Genomic DNA, 17,729 nt, shown 5'->3' on the forward strand with positions numbered 1-17,729 from the left:
GCTCGTCAGAAGTTCTTCAACGTGTCCAGCTGCAGCTGCGTCAGGCCGCGCTGGTAGATCAGGTCGGTGCGGAAGTTCGCGGCAATGGCGCCCGCCTGCGCGTCCACGTCGGTGGCGCGCGCTGCGGTACTCGCGGCGCCGATCCAGGTGTTCGTGCCCGTGAGGATCAGGAAATTCACCAGCGTGACCGTGCCGCCTGCCGGCACGGTGATGTCGAAGTCCACCGTCACCACGTTGCTGCCGTCCGAGCTGTTGAGCGTCGAGGCCGAGGCGTAGTCCACGTGGTCCGCCGCGCCGAAGACGAAGCCTGCGTCGCGGCCCTTGCCCAGGCCGTCCCACACTGCCAGCGCCTTCTGAGGCGCGCCTGCCGGCGGGTAGATCACGCCCGCGCCATAGGAACCCAGGAAGCTGGTGTATGTCGCCTTGGCCGTGATGGACGATGCCGTGGGGTTGTGGAAGGTGTCGGTCATGCGCCCCCACGGCTGGCTGGGTTGCGCGTAGAAGGTGCGCTGGACTTCGAGACCGCGCAGCGTCCTGATTCCGGAGCGGATGTTCTGCGCGCTTCGTGCCGGCGAAACGGTCCAGCCTGACAGGCCACTGCTGAAGTCGCCGTTGACGATGAGGCTGCGCACGTCATCGTCCACCGACACCATCTCGATCGACGTTCCCTGGCCGCGGTTGCACTGCTCGAACGACAGCACGACCACCTGGCCGGCAAACTCCGAGATCCTGACGCTGCCCCATGTGCCGAACGGGCCGTTGGCGTCGATCCTGAAAAGCGTTCTCAGTAGCCCGCCGCTGAGGTCGCGCAGCACGACCTGCATGAAGGCTGGTTCCGGATCGCCAATGCCGCCGTTGCCGCTGCCAACGAAGTTGCCACGCAGCGTGCCCCACTTGCCGGTCCACTGGACGTTCACCCGACCCACGGCTTGCCGCAGGTCCAGGGGCTGCTGCAGCCGCGCGTCGGGCACTGCATGCAGGAACGCTGCGACGCCGTTCGACTGGAACTGCGGGTCGGTCGTGATCGAGACGATCTTCAGGCCGTCTGCCGCCGTCATTTCCGGGCCCAGTGCCGTCAGCTCGTTGAACCGCTGGTCGTTGTTGAAACCCTGTGAGAGGCTGCCCACCTTCACGCTCAATGCCAGCGCGCCTGAGCCCGCGCCCACCCCCGAGCCCGCGAACTGGTCGTTCCAGCCGTTGCCGATGGAGAAATCGGGCATCAGGTCCCAGAAGTTCGCCTGGCCGGGACCGACGGCGGCGTCGTTGTCGTGATTGGCGATGCTCTGCGTGAGGATCGTCGACGCGGGCAGCGAGGTCGGCGTTGCGAGCTCGGGGCCGGGAGCAGGTGCGGGCGGATTGGGCGCGGGTGGGGCCGGCGGCTGTGGCGCCGGAGCCGGAGGCATGGGGGCTGGAGGATCGCCCGGCGCGGGTGCGGGCGGCGTGCCGACCGGTGGGAAGGCGAACCCGCCGCCGCTTCCTCCACCACCGCAACCGCTCAACACCGCGACGCTCACTGCGGTGAGCGCAAACCTTCTCCGATCCATGCCGAGCTCCTCGTCGATTCCGCTGCGGCGCGCCGATCGCAGCCGCAAGGCGCCGATTGGAACGACCCGGGTGCCTTGGAGCCATAACCGAAACTGGGGAGGGAACGAGGGCGCGGAGGCATGCGCCGCCATGCCGGGAGGGCCGTAAAAAGTAACATCGGCCGTCGTCAACACCGGAGCGGCACGCATGGGACGCAGCATCTTCTTCCTGGGCATCGTCATGATCACGGCCGCATGCGCGACGTCCGCCCAGACGCGCAAGCCCTTGCCGCCCGGCGTGGCCGGCGTGATGCGCATCGACGCCGGCACCGACTACGTGTTCCTCGACAGGCCCACCACCGTGGGCGGCGCGTGCAAGGGGTGGAAGGCGGTGTCGATACAGGCCCCGGGCCCGGCGGGCTCGGGCATCACCAACCTCATGTGCTGGAAGGAATCGAACGGCCAGCTGCTGACGGCGACCGAGGCGAAGGTCACGCCGCAGGTCGCGCCGATGAGCCTGATCCGCTGAGGCGGGGGCACGGGCCGGCCTTGCGGGCCATGCCGGCTGTTGCTGCGCGGACGGAGAGGAAGCCCACGCAAAAAAAAGCGCTCCTCGAGGGAGCGCTTAACGACGCACGAATGCGCCGTGAGGAGGAACCGGGATCCACGGAACCCCCACATTGACTCTGCGCACCGCCCACCCATGCGGGACAGCGCAAGGCAAGCACGTGAGTCCTTGCCTACATCGCCGCCCAGAGCCGGCGGCGGACCGGGCGGGTGGTCCGCTCAGCCCAGCAGGCCGTGCAGGATGTTGGTGACCGGGCTCACCACGTGGCTCACCGTCTGCTCGACCTGGCTGGTGATCGGCGCCACCGCCTCGGCCACGCCGGAGGCGACGCTGCCGGCCGCGCCTTCGGCCACATGCGCCACCGTCTCGACCACCGGCGCCGCGGTGCCGGCAGTGCCGGCCAGGATGTCGGTCGCCGGGGCCGCCGCGCTGGAGGCCGCATGCGCCGCCGGAGCGGCCGCCTCGCTCGTCGCCGACTGCAGCACGTTGGCCACGGGGGCAGCGTCGCCGCCCAGCGAGCCGAGCAGGCGGCCGACCAGGCCATCGGCGCCCAGCACGCTGCCCACGAGTCCGTCGTCGCCAAGCAGGTTGTTCACCAGGCCGTCCTCGCCGAGCACGCCGCCCAGCAGGCCACCCGAGGCGCCATCGCCGGTCACCCCGCCGAGCAGGCCGCCGACGATGCCGTCCTCGCCCAGAAGACCACCGACCAGGCCACCGGCATCGCCGCTGGTGACGGCGCCGAGGACGCCGCCGACGAGGCCGTCTTCGCCGAGCAGACCACCGACCAGGCCACCGGCATCGCCGCTGGTGACGGCGCCAAGGACGCCGCCGACGAGGCCGTCTTCGCCGAGCAGACCACCGACCAGGCCACCGGCATCGCCGCTGGTGACGGCGCCGAGGACGCCGCCGACGAGGCCGCCTTCGCCCAGCACACCTCCGAACAGGCCGCCGTCGCCGCCGAGCACACCGCCCAGCAGGCCGTTGTCACCCAGCACGCCACCCAGCAGGCCGCCATCGCCGCCGAGCAGGCCGCCCAGCAAGCCGTCGTCACCCAGTACACCGCCGAGCAGGCCGCCTTCACCGCCGATCACGCCACCCAGCAGGCCACCCAGCAGGCCACCGTCGCCCAGCACGCCGCCGAGCAATCCGCCATCGCCGCCAAGCAGGCCGCCCAGCGGGCCTTCGGCGCCCAGGAGACCGTCGTCGCCGAGGACGCCGCCCAGCAGGCCGTCTCCTCCGAGGAGTCCGCCCACCAGGCCGTTGTCGCCCAGCACGCCGCTGAGCAGGCCGTTCTCGCCGCCGAGCAATCCGCCCAGCGGCGTTGCGCCGAGTACTCCGCCGACCACGCCATCGGGTCCGAGCAGGCTGTCGACCAAGCCATCGTTGCCGAGCACGCCACCGGTGAGGCCTTCGCTGCCAAGCAGGCCGGCAAGCGCACCGTCGCCACCGAGCAGTCCTCCGAGCAAGCCGCCTTCGCCGAGGACACCGCCCAGCAGGCCGTCGTCTCCCAGCACACCGCCGAGCAGGCCGCCTTCACCGCCGAGCACGCCACCCAACAGGCCGTCATCGCCCAGCACACCGCCGAGCAGGCCGCCATCACCGCCGAGCACGCCACCCAGCAGGCCGTCGTCTCCCAGCACACCGCCGAGCAGGCCGCCATCACCGCCGAGCACGCCACCCAACAGGCCGCCATCGCCCAGCACGCCGCCGAGCAGGCCGCCTTCACCGCCGAGCACGCCACCCAACAGGCCGCCATCGCCCAGCACACCGCCGAGCAGGCCGCCGTCGCCACCGAGCAGACCACCCAGCAGGCCGTCATCGCCCAGCAGCTGTCCGACCAGCCCGCCTTCGCCGAGCACGCTGCCCACGAGGCTGCCGTCGCCCAGCAGGCCGTCGAGCACCTGGCTGATCACGCCGTCGTCGCCGATGAGCTGGTCCACGAGGCCGTCGATGCCCAGGCCAGTGGTCACGCCGCCGAGCAGGCCGTTGCTGCCGAGCACGTTTTCGAGGATGTTGTCGATGGCATCGGTCAGGTAGTCGACCTGGCCGTTCAGCGAGCCGATGAGCGCGCCGGTCAGGCCGGCGCCCAGCAGGCCGTCGACCACGGGGGTGAGCACGCCGCCAAGGTCGGCGGTGATGCCGCCGACGGTGTCGTCCAGAGGATCGAATGCGTTCGGGTCGTTCGGCCGGAACTCGTTGCCCGCGATCGGCGAGAGCACGTTGTCCACCAGGTCGGTGAAGCCGTCGACCGTGGGCATCAGCGAGGAGAGCGTGGGCGCGGAGCTCGCGACCGCGGCGCTGCGCGCGGCCGCCGCCGTGCCGCCTCCGCCCAGGCCGAGCAGGTTGTCGAGCGCGCCGAGCAGATGGTCGGCGGCGCTGTCGCCCGGGTCGAGCAGGTGGTCGGCGTCCGCGTCCGCGTCTGCATCGGAATCGGCATCCGCGTCCGCATCGGAGTCCGCGTCGGAATCGGCATCGGCATCCGAATCGGCGTCGGCATCTGCATCTGCATCCGCATCGGCGTCTGCATCCGAGTCGCCGTCGGCATCCGCGTCGGCATCGGCGTCCGCGTCCGCGTCGGCATCGCTTTCGCCGATGCCGGGAGCGAAGAAGGGAATCCCGCCGCCGTCGCTGCCGCCACCGCCCAGTGCGGCGGCGAGGCCGACGGCGCCCAATGCGCCGAGCGCGAACTCGCCCAGCCCGATGCCGCTGCCGGCGGCAGTCTTCTTGCTGACCGCCAGCGCGGCCGCTTCGGCGTCGCTGTCGGGTGCGGTCACTTCCAGGTCGCCGGAGGCCACGTCCACGTTCACCTGTTCCAGGCCGCTGGCGAGCTTGGTCGAGCTGATGGTGGCGTCGGTCCCGCCGGTGAACACGCCGGCCAGCGGCGCCTTGTTGGTGGCAGATCCGGGAAAGAGGACGTTGGCGTGGCCGTCCTGCGGAACGATCACGCGGTCGCCGGCCATCAGCGTCTGGCTGCCGGACACCGGAATCGCCACGCCGTCGCGCATGACGACCGTGCCCGGCGTGGCGTTGGACAGCGAGCCGAGGCCGGCCGGTGCGGCGGCCGGCGTCGCTGCCGTGGCGGTGCTGGCCGCACCCATGGGCGCGATCGGCCGGACCGTCGATTGCGCGAGGATCACCGGTGCGGCGGCACCGCCGTCGGCACCTCCGGCGGTCGAAGAAATCGTTGTGTTGGCATCCGCCATGGCAGCCTCCTCGGTATTGGGAGTGGCTGATGGGGCAACTTGTGTGCCGCTGGCCCTCGCAGGTGCCGCCTAGGGGGCGGTGTGCGCGCAAGTCGTTGATTTACATCGGGATTCCCGCCGCGCCGACGCCCGCGCAGGGGCTTGCGGCGGGCGCGCTTCGGCGCTTGTTACGTAGCGCCGTTACCTTGTCAGGACGTAACGAAGGCCGAGGCGCAGGGGGCCCCGGGGCGGCCTCGGTTCAGCCCGCCGGCCGCAGGCGCGGCGACACCGGTATGTCGCGGGAGTAGTCGCGCCGCGGCGCCGAAGGCAGCGCAGTGCGCGGCGCATCGCCGGGCAGCACGAACTGGCTGATGAGCGTGTCGAGGTTGCGCGCCTGCTCGCGCAGGCTTTCCGACACGGCGGCCGATTCCTCGACCATGGCCGCGTTCTTCTGCGTCGTCTCGTCCAGCCGGGCGACGGCGGCGTTGATCTGGCCGATGTCCTGCACCTGTGCCTGCGTCGCCGCCGTGATGGCGCCGACCGTGTCGGCCACCTGCCCGATGGAGGCGACGATGCGGCCCATCGTGCGGCCCGCGTCGTCGGCCAGCAGGGTGCCGGCCTCGATGCGCTGCACCGAGTGGTCGATCAGGTTCCTGATCTCCCGCGCTGCCGCTGCCGAGCGCGTGGCCAGCTGCCGTACCTCCGACGCGACCACGGCGAAGCCGCGCCCCGCCTCGCCAGCGCGCGCGGCCTCGACCGCGGCATTGAGCGCCAGGATGTTGGTCTGGAAGGCGATGGCGTCGATCACGCCCGTGATGTCGGCCACCTTGTGCGACTCGCGCCGGATGTCCTGCATCGTGCTCACCACCTGCGAGACCGCCTCGCCGCCCTGAGATGCCACCGCGGCCGCGGCGCCGGCCATGCGCTCGGCGTCGCCCGCGGCCGTGCTCGACTCGCGCGCGTTGTGCATGACTTGCTCGAGCGCCGCCGCGGTCTGCTGCAGGCTGGCCGCCGCGCTTTCGGTGCGCGCCGAGAGATCCGAGTTGCTGTGCGCGATCTCGCCGGCTGCGGTGCGCACGTTCTGCACCGACTCGCGCACGCGCACCACCAGTTCGCGCAGCGCGCTCTGCATCGCGCCCAGCGCCTGCAGCATCTGCCCCGCCTCGTCGCGGGAGTGGCCTTCGATGTCGCGGCGCAGGTCGAGGCCCGCCACACGCCCGGCCGTCTCGCTGGCCAGCCGGATCGGCCGGCCGATGCTGCGCACCAGCCCCATTGCCAGCACGCCGCCCAGCAGCAGGGCCGCGATGCTGAACACCGCCAGCGCGATGCGCGCCGAGGCGCTCAGCTGCGCGATGTCTTCGCCGGCCGTGTCGATGGCCTGCCGCTGCGATCGGGCGAGCCTCGACACGGCGGCCAGCAGCGCCGCCGAGCTGGGCTGGAAGCGCTGCGCGTAGACATTGCGGATGCGCTCCGTCAGGCCCGAGTCGCGCGCGGCGACCAGTTCCTTGACGGCGCCTGCGAAGTCCTTGGCGGCGGCGTCGGCCTGCGCGAGCAATGCGCGGTCGGACTCGTCGTGCAGCCGCTGGTCGAGCTGCCTGATCAAGTCGTCGTACTCGGCCGCGGTCGCGCGGATGTCCGCAGAAAGAATTTCGCCGACCTCGGGCTCCGAGCTCAGCGCCATCGCCTTGTAGCGCTCGGCATTGATCGCCTGCAGCCGGTAGGCGTCGGCCACGAGCCGCTCCGACACGCCGCGCTGCTGGACGGTCTCGCGCGTGGCTTCGTCGACCTTGGCGAGCGACCGGATGCCGATGCCGGAGCCCGCGAGGGTCAGCAGCAGCACGGCCGAGAAGGTGAGAAGGAGCCGGCGTCCGAGGATGTTGCGGGCGCCGGGGGAGGGGAGGAGAAGGTGGGAGTCTGGAGTCACGCGCGGATTAGACCGAGGGCGTGTGACTGGGCGTTGACCCGCAGCCGCTTGTGGAGAACAGGGCGTGAGAGGGCGTGCCTGGGCGGCGAAAGCCGTTGCGGGGGGCGGGTGGGTGGTGCCTTCGACAGGAATCGAACCTATTTTTGCCAGAAAAGGGCCGATTTCGGCGGCGTTCTAGGCTTTGTCTCCCTCTGAGAGCTTCGCCGAACTTGATCTTTTTCGGCGCGTTTGTCCCGGTGTTTGTCCCGGTCCCGTCTCCGCCTTGCTTCCGTCCTTCGGCACTGTGGCTTCATACAGGTGCGCATCGAGCTTGCGCTTCTCTGCGCCGTGGTCGGCGCCCACGATCCAGCGACTATAGACGCGGAAGAACATCTCGGGCGCATGGCCGAGCTGCGTCGCAACCCAGCCCGGCGTGATGCCCGCCATCAGGCAGGTGGTGGCGAACGTGTGGCGCGTCTGCCGCGCGTCGCGTGTCCGCACCGCTGCACGCAGCATTGCCGGCTTCCACCAGCCGCGCAGCGGCTCGTCGGTGGTGGTGAAGATCGAGCCGTCCTCGTCGGTGAAGACGTGCTCGATCTGCCCGGTGAGCTTGTGTTGCGCCTTCAGGGCTGCGAGGGCTCGCGAGGTCAGCTCGAGCGTGCGAACCACACTGGTCTTCGTGTCCTTCTCTTTGCCGCGCGTCAGGGCCGTGGTGACCGTGAGTTGCCCGCGTGCCAGGTTCACGTTTCGCCAGCGCAAGGCGATCAGTTCCGAGGGGCGCATGCCGGTGAAGAAGGCGACCTCGTAGTAAAGGCGGGCCCGCTCGGTCGCCATGGCCTCGAGCACGAGTAGCGCCTCGGGCAGGGTGAACGGGTCGGGTTGGGCCTTCTGGCGCCGGCGCATCATCACATGCTCATGCAGCGGCTCGCGGATCAGCTTCGCCTTGAAGGCGTACTCGAGAATCTGCCGCAGCACGGTGGCGAAGTTGTTGAAGGTCTTCGGATTCGCTGGCAGCGCAGCCGTGAGCTTCATGATGGCGCGGAAGTCGAGCGAGTCCATGCGCGTGTCGCGCACCGAATCGAAGTAGGCGGCCCCGACGGTCTGCTGGTAGTGGTCGAGCGTGCTGTGCTGGATGGTGGCGGCCTTCACCTTGAGCCACTCGGCCGCGACCTGGCTGAATGCGAGGCTGGGCGCGTCCATCTTGGCGCGCGGGCTGTCGGGGAAGTATTCAGCCAGCGAGAAGGTGCCGCGTTCGATCTTGCCGAGTATCTCCGCGCGCAGCTTCTCCGCGTAGCGGATGTTCGATGGCGTCGGCGCAAGGTCGAGGCGTTCGCGGCCGTAGCCGTAGACGCGCAGATCGATCTGCAGGTGAGCCTCGCGGATCACGACGCCATTGTTTGTCATCGGCCTTGGCATCAGTCCGCCCTCTTCGGCTTGCGGCCGCGGTTGCTCTGGATGCTGGGGCGCTTGTCGATCAACTCGTACAGCGCCTCGAGGTCGATGAGCTTGCGCCCATCGAACCACTTCCAAACTTGGTTTTCGGGCCACACGCCCGAGGCGCCTGTGCGCTCGTGAAAGAACGACGCCGGGAGGCCGGTTTCGTTTTCTGCCTTGTCGACGGTGATCCATCGCGTCATTGCTTCGCTTCCTCTCCCTGGAGTTCTGCCGCGCGCTGCGCGCGGTGTTGGCGCAGCCACTCTTCGGCCTCGGCTGCGGGGCCGAGCGAGCCGGTGATGCGGCGGCGCATGTTCATGGCGCTGGCCTGGCGCCAGGTGATTTCGACGGCGCCCGCGGATACGGCCAACGCGCGCTTGCTGAGCGCGATGTCGTAGTGGCTGCCGCTGGTCTTCTCCGGGCTCTGCCACCAGCGGCGCAGCACGCCGATGCGATCGGCCATCGCGTGCAGCTCGTCGTCGGTGTCAGCCAGCATGTGGCACATCACCATGCGCCCGTAGGCGGCCTTCATGTCGTCGACGTAGACGGTCACGGCTGGGCCTTTCTGAACTCAACCACCCATACCCACGGGTCGGCTGCCCAACTGCCATCGCCGTTGATCTGCTCCCACAATGCCTCGTAGGCTGCGGAAGCTCGGCTGTAGCGCGGCTTGCTGTCATCAGGCACCCGATAGGCCGGATACCCGACGTTGTGCGGCCCCGAAATCCCTTCGGCGATGGCGTCGGCCTCGCTGATGTCCTGCAGGCGCTCGACGCGCACGCCAGTGATTTCGAGATCGATGCGACTAGCCCAGCGGGGCATGTGAATGCTCGGCCGCCATTGGTCGACCCATGTGCGTTCGGTGGCGTCGGCCGCGTAGTGGATGATCGGCTTCTCTCCGCCGGCGCCGCGCATCCACTTCTCCCACGAGAGAGAGCAGTCGGGTTGCGGCGCGTGCGTTTCGCGCACCCAGAGCCTTTCACCGGGCCGGCCGTAGGGGCACGGATATGCCCAGCCTAGCTGTAGGTAGTCAGTGGCGCCGTGCGCCTCCGGGTCCGGCCCGAGGGACCAGAACCGCGGCCGGCCGTCGCTGTCATCGGGATGGTGATAGGCGGCCACGCTGGTCGTGCCGAGCGGCGGCTGCACCTTCAAGACGCGGCGGGTCTGCGTCTTGGTGCCGGCGAGCAACGCCCGCACCATGGGAGCAGAGAAGAGTATTGGCCGTTCACGCGCGGGCCGAACCCGTTGCATGCGAGCGCCTGCGGCTGACGTGGTGTGCACAGGGCATGGTGTTGTGCAGATTTCGAGGGATGGCATCATCTGAGCCTCACTTTGAGGAGACGGTATGGCGGGCGAATGGTTGAAGCGGCTGACCACTGAACGTGACCGACCGCGCGAGCTGCACACCGCAGAAGAAATCCGCGTTGAGGTGCAGCGGCGTGTCGATGAGAAGTTGGCTGAGCTGGGCGACGACGCGACTGTTGAAATCCACGAGCCGTATCGGTATGCGGAGCCTGACCCCCTGGGGCACAACTGGGCTATGCGCAGCTTCACCGGTGACCGTGAGTACTTCAAGCTCATCGGTCTCGAGGTGGCCAATGTGCAGGCCATCTGGAATCTGAAATGAATGGCTTGGGGATGCTCGCGCTTTGGAGTGGCGCCGCCGCAGTGATCGCATTGATCGTCGGATGGACGCCAGCGAGTGCATGGCTGAATACAAATGCTTCGCTCGCTGGTTGGGTTCAGGCGATCGGCTCCATAGCTGCGATCCTTGCTACCGCCTGGGCGGTGGATCGTGCTCATCGGCTGCAAAAGAAAGAGGCAGATCGCAAAGAGTTCCTCGACTACACGCGCATGCTCGAGGCAGTCTTTCAACTGGTCGGCGGAACTCACAGAATTGCCAGCAAGATCGCCGACTACATCGCTCCGCTGCCAGATGGTTTGGCAAGTGCGCAGAACCTTCGAAAGATGCGGGCCGAGGTCATGGCAATTCGCGATGCATTGGATCGAGTGGACGTGACGCGGCTCGACCGATTCCACTTTGTGCAGTCGGTACTTGTTTCTAATGCAGTACTCCCAGACTTTTTGCACGAGATCGACGTCGCGCTCGATGGTGTCAACATCGAGGGTGACTGTGATGCTGGCGACGTTGCCGCAAAGGCATTGGAAGTAGCCTCTGTTGTTCAGCCCTTTGGAAAGCTGCTTCTCAATGCCATCAATCAACGCGGCGGGGCGGCGCGGAGCGACACGTTCCCCCCATAAGTTCGAGCGCGTCACAGATTTGCTCCCGCGGCGATCTGCAGCCGCATTCGCTCCATCGAGGCCGTCAGCGCCTGGCGCATCTGCAGCGGGGTGCTCTTGCGCAGCATTTCCTCGTAGACCTCAAGGCCGGCGGCCATGGCTTGGAGGCCGGGCCCGTCGAAGCCATACCGACCGTGCTTGCCGCGGATGGCATCGCAGCGGATCAGCGCATCGCGGGCTTCGAGCATGGGCGTCACGCATGCTGCATCGATCTGCTCGGCGCGGATCAACCCAACGTTGATCGCAGCGGCCACGCGGTCGAACATGTCGTCGTCGGTGGTGCCGGCCTTGAGGTCGGCATAGGCGCTGTAGAGCTTCGCCATGGCCGCGTCGGCGATAGCCTCGGGCGTCTGCTGGCGGGCGGCGATCACGCTTGCCCAGGTGGTGGAGTTCTTTGCGCGGTGCTTCATGCTGCGGCCCGCCCGTAGATGAGCAGCTCGTGCGCGAAGTTGGCTCGCACCAGCGCCTCTGCCTGTGCCGGTGCCACGCTGTTGCCGCACATGCGGACCTGTGCTGTCGCGCTGAGTTTGATACGCGGCACCACGAGCGGGTCCGCCGCCTGCACGCCGCCCTTGAATAGCAGCGTAGGATTCGGAATCTCATGAATCACGTAGTTCGCCGGGAAGCTCTGCGCGAGGTACAGCTCGGGTGCCTTGAGCATCCGCAGGGTGATGTCGACCAGCACCCACCATTGCCCCTTGTGGAACATCAGTACCAATTCGGCCAGCACGGGGAACTGCTCGGGAAGGTGTTCGTGCAAGAGGGCGGCACACAGGCGGGCGCGTTCGCGTAGTTCGGGCGCCAGACAGTCTGCGGGCACCTGCTCGACTTCAACGAGGCCCATCCGGTCCTTGGTGGGCAGCGTGTGCATGGGCTCGAGCAGCGACACGCCATCGCGTTCGTTCCCGTAATATTTCACGCAGTAGGCTGCAATCAGGCGTTGATTCGCGCCTTTCGAGGTGATGGTCGACAGCGGCTCATTTGCCGAGCGGCCGGAGTTGTCTGCATAGAAGCCGCCGTTCGCCTGCTCGATGCAGGCGGACACGAGTGCCTGCTCGCCTCGATGTGCGCCGGTCACGGTGCGCAGCGGCTCGGCCGGATCGTTGCCTGCGCGGTCGCCGTGGTGCGTCAGGTGCGTGAGGTGCAACGCGGCCACCGCGCTGGTTGCCCCGCTGGCCGTCACGGTGTTGAGCGGCTTCTCTGCGCTGCGCACGCCGTGGCTGAAGCGCTTGCTTCCGTCCTTGCCCTCGCCGTGGCCTGCGTCGACCAAGTGCGCGGCGACGATGCCCATGGGTACGCTGCCGCCCGGGCGCTTCACGAAGCTGTTAGCGGTGACGGTGTGAAGCGGCTCCTGCAGATCGTGACCCACGCTGTTCGCACGGAACTTTGTGATGAACGCGCCTTCGACAACCGCGTGTTTCACGCCGCCAGCCACCACGGTGCCCAGTGGCCGGGTGATGTCGAGTGCGCGCGGCTCCTGGCCGGAGCGCTCGCCGTAGCCGATCTGGATGAGGCTGGCGCCGGCCAGCGCGTGGTGCGTACCTCCAGCGGACACCGTCGAGAGCGGCGCCTCGATGGCGTCACCCTGCAGGTGACTGTCATCGGTCCCCCGTAGCGGTGCGATGACCGGGGCGACCACGGCATGGTGCCCGCCAGTGGTCACGGTAGAGAGCGGGGCGTCCATTGGCGCGCCAGGATGGCCCGTGGTGTTCGTCATCACCATTGGCGCCAGCGTGGGCGCAACCACCGAGAAATGCCCGCCCTTCACCTGCGCGCACACCGTGCGCAGCGGCTCATCGGCGGCCATGTTGCGCTGATTGCTGGCGTTGGCATGCTCGCTCACGAACGGCGCGAGCACGGGCTGCGCAACGCAGGAATCGGCCTTCGCCGTGATGGTCTGTAGCGGCTTGTCGATGGGGCGCTCGGGCGACTGGCCCATGCGACCACCGACGCCGACTATGAAAGGCTTCGGGCTGGTCAGGACGTGGCGCCACAGGCCTTTCGCTACGCGGCGCAGCGTGTTGGTGGCGAGGGCACGTTCACGGCCGAAGATGCTCTGCGACGGCAGCGAGAAGTCGATGCACTCGGCCGCTGTCCGCCACGGCAGCAGCTTGCCGGCCAGCACCTCGCGGCTGGTCGGGTCGCCATGGGTTGGCTCGGGCCAGACGATGGGCAGGCCATCGCGGCGCGCGACCAGAAAGAGGCGCTTGCGGATGGTCGGGGCGCCGTGATCGCAGGCACGCAGCTCGCGCCACTCGACCTGATAGCCATGCCCGCGCAGTTGGCGCACGAAGCTCTCGAAGGTCTTGCCCTTGCGGGCCGGGTCCGGCCGGGCTGTGCCGTCGGCGCCGACCAGCAGCGGGCCCCAGGTGGTGAACTCCTCGACGTTCTCCAGCATGAGCACGCGCGGCTTCGTGAGCGCGACCCAGCGCATGCCCACCCACGCCAAGCCGCGGATGTGCTTCGCCACGGGCGTGCCTCCCTTGGCCTTGCTGAAGTGCTTGCAGTCGGGCGAGAGCCAGACCAGCGCCACGGGCCGATTGCCCGTCACCGCGATGGGATTCACGTCCCACACGCTCTCCAGCAGATGCCAGGTATGCGGATGGTTGAGGGCATGCATGGCCAGCGCTTCGGGATCGTGGTTGATCGCGATGTCGACTGGCCGGCCGAAGGCTGCTTCCAAGCCGGTCGACGTGCCGCCGCCGCCTGCGAAGTTGTCGATGATGAGCTCGTGCCCGAGGTCGAGCGGCAGCGTGAAGGCGTCGCGCTTCATGCGTGTCCTTTCGGGCGGTCGCCGAGTGCGAGGCTGTGCCCCATGCAGGGCGGGGACTCGTGAAGCATGGTCACCGGCCCGAAAGTGAGCGTGCCGTCGGTCAGGTCGACACCTACGACCATGCGCGCGCCAGCCCTCATCGGAGGCGGCGGAACCGCCTGCATGAGCCAGTCCGCCGCGGCTGTGGGCAGCGCCTCGAGCATCTGCACGACGCCGTTGCGGAAGCGCAGGCGACGGCCCACGCGGCTGGGCAGCGCGAAGGCGTCCATGGCGCCAGGGCGCCCGTCGTAGGGCCGCAGCTCGGCGCCGGTGTAGGTGCCGGTGAAGCGCGTCACGCGCGGCTGCGCTACGGCCGCGCCGGTGGACGCGATGTTCGCCTGGCGTCGGGCCTCGGCCTCCCAGGCGCGCAGGGCGGCCTCGCCGTCGGCGCTGATGCTGTACAGGCGGGTTGCGCTCTGGTCAGCGCGCCGCGACTTGTGGCTACGCACCAGGCCCGCGAGCATGAGCTTGCGCAGCGGCGTGGTCACGGCCTGGTTGCACGCCTTGGCGATAGCGCCTGCCTCGGCGAAGTCGGCAAGGCGAACCGCGCGCAGCACGGCCGCCAGCTCGTCGGAAAGAGGGTAGCCCGTGCTCATGCGGTCACCGTGAGGTTGATGCGCCCGGCCGGGATGCCGAGGTCGCGGGAGAGGAATTCGGTGAGCACGACGCCCTGCAGGTGGCGCACGTCGTGCACGTTGGCGATGACGGCATCCGGCTTGAAGCGAGCGCCGTCCGTAGCGCTGACGTGCGCGCCTTCGGTCTGGCCGGCCGCGCCCGGGCGCGTGATCTGCCACAGCACGCCGCCCGCGCCGCGCAGCGCGTCGGCCTCGTTGTCGAAGCGCACGTCGGTGATGACGAAGCGCTGGGCGCCGCCGCGGCGGGCCTCGGTCAGGCGCGAAAGCAGCGCGCGCGTCCAATAGTTCGGGTGCTGGGCCCGGCGGTATTCGGTGCCCCACCACTGCATGACCTGGCGCGGGCTGCGGTCGGCATCGAGCCACTCGGCGCTGAGCGGCGTGCGGTGGTCCGGCGCGGCCGCGCTGAGCGACAGCACCACAGCGGCGAGGAAGTCGCGCGGCGCGTTGCGCATGCGCAGCGCCGCGGTGGGCGTGTTCTTCGTGTGCGGCCGCGCCAGGTCATCGGGCACCAGCCCGAAACCCTCGGCAATCTCGGCGCGCAGCGCATCGGCGAACGCCATCTTGCGAAAGCGCGCGTGCGTCACGAGCAGGTCGGCGACGGTATCTTTGCCGGCGCCCGCGTAGCCGGTCAGGCCGAGGATGTGAATCATCGCGTCAGACCTTTCCCGTCAGCACCGTGTAGCCGAGTGCGCGGGCGCTGTCGCCCTCGCCCACCTTGGCGTTGCGCACCTGCTCGACGTAGCCGGCGAAGGCGTCCTCGAGGGCCTTCTCGGGACGGTCGAGCTCGTAGCGGAACTTCACCGCCTGGCCGTGCAGCCGGTACTTCAGCCGCGCGGTCAGCTTGTAGCCCTCGCCGTTCTTGAACAGGCGCAGGCCGAGCGTGAAGGTCTTCGGGATCACCAGCGCGCCGTTCTCGCCCGCGCGCGCGTCGATGTTCTCGCTGTAGAGAAGCTGGGTCTGCCCGTTGTCGAGGCGGCGCGCGCTGGAGAAGCTGATGCCGGTGGAGGCCACGATGGTGGTGGCGACCGACAGCAGCGTTTCGCCTTCGGTACCGTTCAGGTCGGCGAGGTTGTCCTCGACGAACTCGGCGAACTCCATCTGCGCGAGTTCCTTGCCGTCGTTGTCGAGCCAGCGCTTGGCCTCGGGCGTGAGCGCGGCCGTGTACTCCGCGCGGTGGTCGCGCCAGCCGGGCCCGGCCTTCTGGTCGTTGAAGACGGCAGTGATGGTGCGGCGCTCCGGGTCGGCGTACACGTAGCCGAGTTCCTGGGCGCCCTGGTCCGCCATGTACTGCAGCAGGCTGTTGAGGTCGCCGAGCTGCACGGTGCCGCTCTTGCGCTGCGGCGCCAGCTCGGCGCGGCGCACGAGTTCCGTGATGTCGACGTGCTTGTAGCGCTCGGGCACCACGAGGTGCACGGTGTTGGCGACACGCTTCGGCTCAAGGCCGGCGGTGGCGAGGCGTGCGACTTCCTCGACGGCGAGGGATTCCAGTTGATCCATGGATCAGGCTTCCTTGAAGGTTTGCGGGGGAGTGGTGGAGGCCACGTCGCGCAGCTCGAGCGAGTGCTGGCGCGGGTGGTTGCGGGATGTCTCACCGTCTTCGGTGAGCCAGAAGAAATCGCTCGGCTGCTCGGGCTTCGGCAGCGACAGCACGCGGTCGGCGGTGATCGTTACCTTGTCGACCTGGCCGCTGTTGGTCTTGGTGGTGGGCGACACCTTGACCTTCAGCACGAGCGCGCCGGCGCGGCCGGTGGTCTGCACGGTGCGCAGCAACTCGGCGAGGTCGGCCGTGAGGGCGGCATGCGTGCTGCCCTCGTTGAGTTCGTTGAGGAAGTGGGAAAAGGCTTTCACGGTCGGATGTGCTCCTGGGCGGTCAGTGGATGGGGCCGGCGCTCGACTGGGGCGCGTGCGCGGCGGTGGTGCCGACGGCGCGCTCTGCGCCCTCGGTGTGCGGTGGCTCGGGCCAGCGCGGTGGCGCCAACTCGCAGCGCGTGACGAAGCCGCGCAGTTCGTTGCCGGTGGCGTGCAGGCGGTCGAGGTCGAGGCTCAAGCAGTCGCCGGCGCGCAGTTGCGGGTGTTCCTTCATGAAGCGGTCGGCCTCGGGGCCCGGCCAGATCGCCGTGAAACAGGCGACGCCGCGGGCGCTGGTGCGCTCGCCCAGCGACAACACCCATCCATGCAACTGCTCGCTCGTGCGAGAGTTGATGAGGGAGCTGCACGGGCGACCGCGCAGAAAGAACACGCCGCTGGTCTTCACGGCCGGAACACCAGCAGGTCGAGGGCGACAGCAACCGCGCCGGTGAGCAGCGCGATGGCGACAGCGAACTCAATCACGTTGCGACGGCCGAGCCAGGCCATGAAGCGCTGGCCGCGCGTGGGCGGTGCGAGCAGGGCGCTCTGCACGATCGTGGCGTAGCCACTCGGGTCGCCCGGCGGGGGCGTGTAGGCGCAGCCGATTTCGATCAGGCGGCAGGTGCGCACGCGGCCGTTGATGACGCGCGGCTGCGAGTAGGCCTCGGGGTAGGTGGCTTGGGTCATGCAATGCCCCACGAAGGAATGAGGGAGAGGCGCGCGGCGCGCGCGAAGGCGTAGCGACGGCGCAAGGCCGCGATCTGGCGCTGGATGGCAGCGCCCTGGGCGATGAGGTCGGCCATCACGATGCGGCCTCCTGCGCCTTGGTGACGAAAGCGATGTGGCTCCGACAGTGCACGGAATACAGCGGGCATCCGGGGCCTGCGCGGCATCCGGTCTGTAGGCATGCGCAGCGGACGCCCTGGTATGTCCCTTCTTCGTCGGCCTTGGCGAGGGCGGCGCGCTCCTTCTCGACAGTCGGGCCTGTGCGCTCGTAGCCCCTGACATGAATCGTGTGGCGCACGGCGCGACCGTCAGCGGTCCAGCCAGTGAAACTGCACGTCGAGGATGTGCCTCCGATCAGGTTGGCCTCGCACATCAACTCATGGATGCGGCGTGCGTGGGCTTCGATTTCGGTGAACGGCCCCGGCTTGCTCTGCACGGCGCTCACGGGCTCACCTCGACCAGCGTGCCGAAGTCATCGACGATGCCCCACATCACTCGGTTCCAGCGGCGGCCCTGATCGTCCTTCCGCTCTTCGTGGCCGATCCATTGCGGCATGTCGCTGCAGGGATGCCTTCTCCACCTCACGTCGACCAAGCCTTCGCCATACGCCAAGAAGCTCAGGTCGGTGCTGTAGTCGGCCTCGTACTTGAGCCCGATGACGGGCTTCAAGGTGATAGAGCCGGGCGCGGGAGCGGCGGCATCGGCCGCGTCTTGCATCAGTTGATGCAGCAGCTTGGCGGCGGTATCCGACATGGGCGCGAGCACTGTGGCGCGCGACGACTTGCGGGCGGCCATGG

At 68.8% G+C, this 17,729-nt stretch carries 20 protein-coding genes; 3 read left to right on the forward strand and 17 right to left on the reverse strand.

Annotated elements, in window-relative coordinates; genetic code table 11:
* Positions 1-5 precede the first annotated feature (5 nt).
* Complete coding sequence (locus FHY06_RS28265) at positions 6-1,403, reverse strand: hypothetical protein (RefSeq protein WP_184607055.1); 1,398 nt, start codon at positions 1,401-1,403, stop codon at positions 6-8.
* A gap of 328 nt (positions 1,404-1,731) precedes the next feature.
* Here FHY06_RS28265 and FHY06_RS28270 point away from each other — a divergent pair, with 328 nt between their 5' ends.
* The gene (locus FHY06_RS28270) at positions 1,732-2,052 is read left to right on the forward strand and encodes a hypothetical protein (protein ID WP_184607056.1); all 321 of its coding nucleotides are present in this window, start codon (positions 1,732-1,734) and stop codon (positions 2,050-2,052) included.
* Positions 2,053-2,309: 257 nt separating this feature from the next.
* Here FHY06_RS28270 and FHY06_RS28275 read toward each other — a convergent pair whose 3' ends face one another.
* From FHY06_RS28275 to FHY06_RS28300, 6 genes are all read right to left on the reverse strand, one after another.
* The gene (locus tag FHY06_RS28275; RefSeq protein ID WP_184607057.1) at positions 2,310-5,294 is read right to left on the reverse strand and encodes a hypothetical protein; all 2,985 of its coding nucleotides are present in this window, start codon (positions 5,292-5,294) and stop codon (positions 2,310-2,312) included.
* A 238-nt stretch (positions 5,295-5,532) separates the two neighbouring features.
* Positions 5,533-7,197, reverse strand: a complete 1,665-nt coding sequence (locus FHY06_RS28280; protein WP_184607058.1) for a methyl-accepting chemotaxis protein — start codon at positions 7,195-7,197, stop codon at positions 5,533-5,535.
* Positions 7,198-7,371: 174 nt separating this feature from the next.
* On the reverse strand, positions 7,372-8,580 hold the full coding sequence (locus FHY06_RS28285; RefSeq protein WP_184607059.1) for a site-specific integrase: 1,209 nt from the start codon (positions 8,578-8,580) through the stop codon (positions 7,372-7,374).
* A gap of 11 nt (positions 8,581-8,591) precedes the next feature.
* Positions 8,592-8,813, reverse strand: coding sequence for a hypothetical protein (locus FHY06_RS28290; RefSeq protein WP_184607060.1), 222 nt, complete (start codon positions 8,811-8,813; stop codon positions 8,592-8,594).
* Positions 8,810-9,163: a DUF4031 domain-containing protein gene (locus FHY06_RS28295; protein ID WP_184607061.1), complete on the reverse strand. Its 354-nt coding sequence runs from the start codon at positions 9,161-9,163 to the stop codon at positions 8,810-8,812. Before FHY06_RS28295 ends, FHY06_RS28290 begins: the two co-directional genes overlap by 4 nt.
* Positions 9,160-9,861 carry a hypothetical protein gene (locus FHY06_RS28300; protein WP_184607062.1) on the reverse strand — a complete coding sequence of 234 codons (702 nt, stop codon included), beginning with the start codon at positions 9,859-9,861 and terminating at the stop codon, positions 9,160-9,162. Before FHY06_RS28300 ends, FHY06_RS28295 begins: the two co-directional genes overlap by 4 nt.
* Before the next feature lie 94 nt (positions 9,862-9,955).
* On the opposite strand from FHY06_RS28300, the gene FHY06_RS28305 reads away from it, so the two are divergent.
* Both FHY06_RS28305 and FHY06_RS28310 read left to right on the forward strand, forming a co-directional pair.
* A complete protein-coding gene (locus FHY06_RS28305; protein WP_184607063.1) occupies positions 9,956-10,237 on the forward strand; it encodes a hypothetical protein in 282 nt (93 codons plus the stop codon).
* Complete coding sequence (locus tag FHY06_RS28310; RefSeq protein ID WP_184607064.1) at positions 10,234-10,872, forward strand: hypothetical protein; 639 nt, start codon at positions 10,234-10,236, stop codon at positions 10,870-10,872. Before FHY06_RS28305 ends, FHY06_RS28310 begins: the two co-directional genes overlap by 4 nt.
* An 11-nt stretch (positions 10,873-10,883) precedes the next feature.
* Here FHY06_RS28310 and FHY06_RS28315 read toward each other — a convergent pair whose 3' ends face one another.
* The 10 genes from FHY06_RS28315 to FHY06_RS28360 form a co-directional block, all read right to left on the reverse strand.
* A complete protein-coding gene (locus tag FHY06_RS28315; RefSeq protein WP_184607065.1) occupies positions 10,884-11,321 on the reverse strand; it encodes a hypothetical protein in 438 nt (145 codons plus the stop codon).
* Positions 11,318-13,684 carry a DNA cytosine methyltransferase gene (locus FHY06_RS28320; protein ID WP_184607066.1) on the reverse strand — a complete coding sequence of 789 codons (2,367 nt, stop codon included), beginning with the start codon at positions 13,682-13,684 and terminating at the stop codon, positions 11,318-11,320. Before FHY06_RS28320 ends, FHY06_RS28315 begins: the two co-directional genes overlap by 4 nt.
* The gene (locus tag FHY06_RS28325) at positions 13,681-14,319 is read right to left on the reverse strand and encodes a hypothetical protein (protein WP_184607145.1); all 639 of its coding nucleotides are present in this window, start codon (positions 14,317-14,319) and stop codon (positions 13,681-13,683) included. Before FHY06_RS28325 ends, FHY06_RS28320 begins: the two co-directional genes overlap by 4 nt.
* Positions 14,316-15,008 (reverse strand): deoxynucleotide monophosphate kinase family protein, encoded by a 693-nt coding sequence (locus FHY06_RS28330; protein WP_184607067.1) that lies wholly within the window; start codon positions 15,006-15,008, stop codon positions 14,316-14,318. The genes FHY06_RS28325 and FHY06_RS28330 overlap by 4 nt, the downstream gene beginning before the upstream one ends.
* Positions 15,009-15,012: 4 nt before the next feature.
* Positions 15,013-15,855, reverse strand: coding sequence for a DUF2303 family protein (locus tag FHY06_RS28335; protein ID WP_184607068.1), 843 nt, complete (start codon positions 15,853-15,855; stop codon positions 15,013-15,015).
* Positions 15,856-15,858: 3 nt separating this feature from the next.
* Positions 15,859-16,206, reverse strand: a complete 348-nt coding sequence (locus tag FHY06_RS28340) for a YfdP family phage-associated protein (protein WP_184607069.1) — start codon at positions 16,204-16,206, stop codon at positions 15,859-15,861.
* A gap of 22 nt (positions 16,207-16,228) precedes the next feature.
* Positions 16,229-16,612: a hypothetical protein gene (locus FHY06_RS28345; RefSeq protein ID WP_184607070.1), complete on the reverse strand. Its 384-nt coding sequence runs from the start codon at positions 16,610-16,612 to the stop codon at positions 16,229-16,231.
* A complete protein-coding gene (locus FHY06_RS28350) occupies positions 16,609-16,893 on the reverse strand; it encodes a hypothetical protein (RefSeq protein WP_184607071.1) in 285 nt (94 codons plus the stop codon). Before FHY06_RS28350 ends, FHY06_RS28345 begins: the two co-directional genes overlap by 4 nt.
* Positions 16,894-17,008: 115 nt before the next feature.
* Complete coding sequence (locus tag FHY06_RS28355) at positions 17,009-17,377, reverse strand: hypothetical protein (RefSeq protein ID WP_184607072.1); 369 nt, start codon at positions 17,375-17,377, stop codon at positions 17,009-17,011.
* On the reverse strand, positions 17,374-17,727 hold the full coding sequence (locus FHY06_RS28360; RefSeq protein WP_184607073.1) for a hypothetical protein: 354 nt from the start codon (positions 17,725-17,727) through the stop codon (positions 17,374-17,376). Before FHY06_RS28360 ends, FHY06_RS28355 begins: the two co-directional genes overlap by 4 nt.
* Between the last annotated feature and the right edge of the window lie 2 nt (positions 17,728-17,729).

This window comes from Variovorax atrisoli, from assembly GCF_014195185.1.
GTDB lineage: Bacteria > Pseudomonadota > Gammaproteobacteria > Burkholderiales > Burkholderiaceae_C > Variovorax > Variovorax atrisoli.

What these genes read in the sequence shown, in the direction of transcription:
- FHY06_RS28265 (WP_184607055.1), bottom strand. Translation starts at nt 1,403, where the DNA reads ATGCCTCCGGCTCCGGCGCCACAGCCGCCGGCCCCACCCGCGCCCAAT.
- FHY06_RS28270 (WP_184607056.1), top strand. Translation starts at nt 1,732, where the DNA reads ATGGGACGCAGCATCTTCTTCCTGGGCATCGTCATGATCACGGCCGCA.
- FHY06_RS28275 (WP_184607057.1), bottom strand. Translation starts at nt 5,294, where the DNA reads ATGGCGGATGCCAACACAACGATTTCTTCGACCGCCGGAGGTGCCGAC.
- FHY06_RS28285 (WP_184607059.1), bottom strand. Translation starts at nt 8,580, where the DNA reads ATGACAAACAATGGCGTCGTGATCCGCGAGGCTCACCTGCAGATCGAT.
- FHY06_RS28290 (WP_184607060.1), bottom strand. Translation starts at nt 8,813, where the DNA reads ATGACGCGATGGATCACCGTCGACAAGGCAGAAAACGAAACCGGCCTC.
- FHY06_RS28300 (WP_184607062.1), bottom strand. Translation starts at nt 9,861, where the DNA reads ATGCAACGGGTTCGGCCCGCGCGTGAACGGCCAATACTCTTCTCTGCT.
- FHY06_RS28305 (WP_184607063.1), top strand. Translation starts at nt 9,956, where the DNA reads ATGGCGGGCGAATGGTTGAAGCGGCTGACCACTGAACGTGACCGACCG.
- FHY06_RS28310 (WP_184607064.1), top strand. Translation starts at nt 10,234, where the DNA reads ATGAATGGCTTGGGGATGCTCGCGCTTTGGAGTGGCGCCGCCGCAGTG.
- FHY06_RS28315 (WP_184607065.1), bottom strand. Translation starts at nt 11,321, where the DNA reads ATGAAGCACCGCGCAAAGAACTCCACCACCTGGGCAAGCGTGATCGCC.
- FHY06_RS28320 (WP_184607066.1), bottom strand. Translation starts at nt 13,684, where the DNA reads ATGAAGCGCGACGCCTTCACGCTGCCGCTCGACCTCGGGCACGAGCTC.
- FHY06_RS28325 (WP_184607145.1), bottom strand. Translation starts at nt 14,319, where the DNA reads ATGAGCACGGGCTACCCTCTTTCCGACGAGCTGGCGGCCGTGCTGCGC.
- FHY06_RS28330 (WP_184607067.1), bottom strand. Translation starts at nt 15,008, where the DNA reads ATGATTCACATCCTCGGCCTGACCGGCTACGCGGGCGCCGGCAAAGAT.
- FHY06_RS28335 (WP_184607068.1), bottom strand. Translation starts at nt 15,855, where the DNA reads ATGGATCAACTGGAATCCCTCGCCGTCGAGGAAGTCGCACGCCTCGCC.
- FHY06_RS28350 (WP_184607071.1), bottom strand. Translation starts at nt 16,893, where the DNA reads ATGACCCAAGCCACCTACCCCGAGGCCTACTCGCAGCCGCGCGTCATC.
- FHY06_RS28360 (WP_184607073.1), bottom strand. Translation starts at nt 17,727, where the DNA reads ATGGCCGCCCGCAAGTCGTCGCGCGCCACAGTGCTCGCGCCCATGTCG.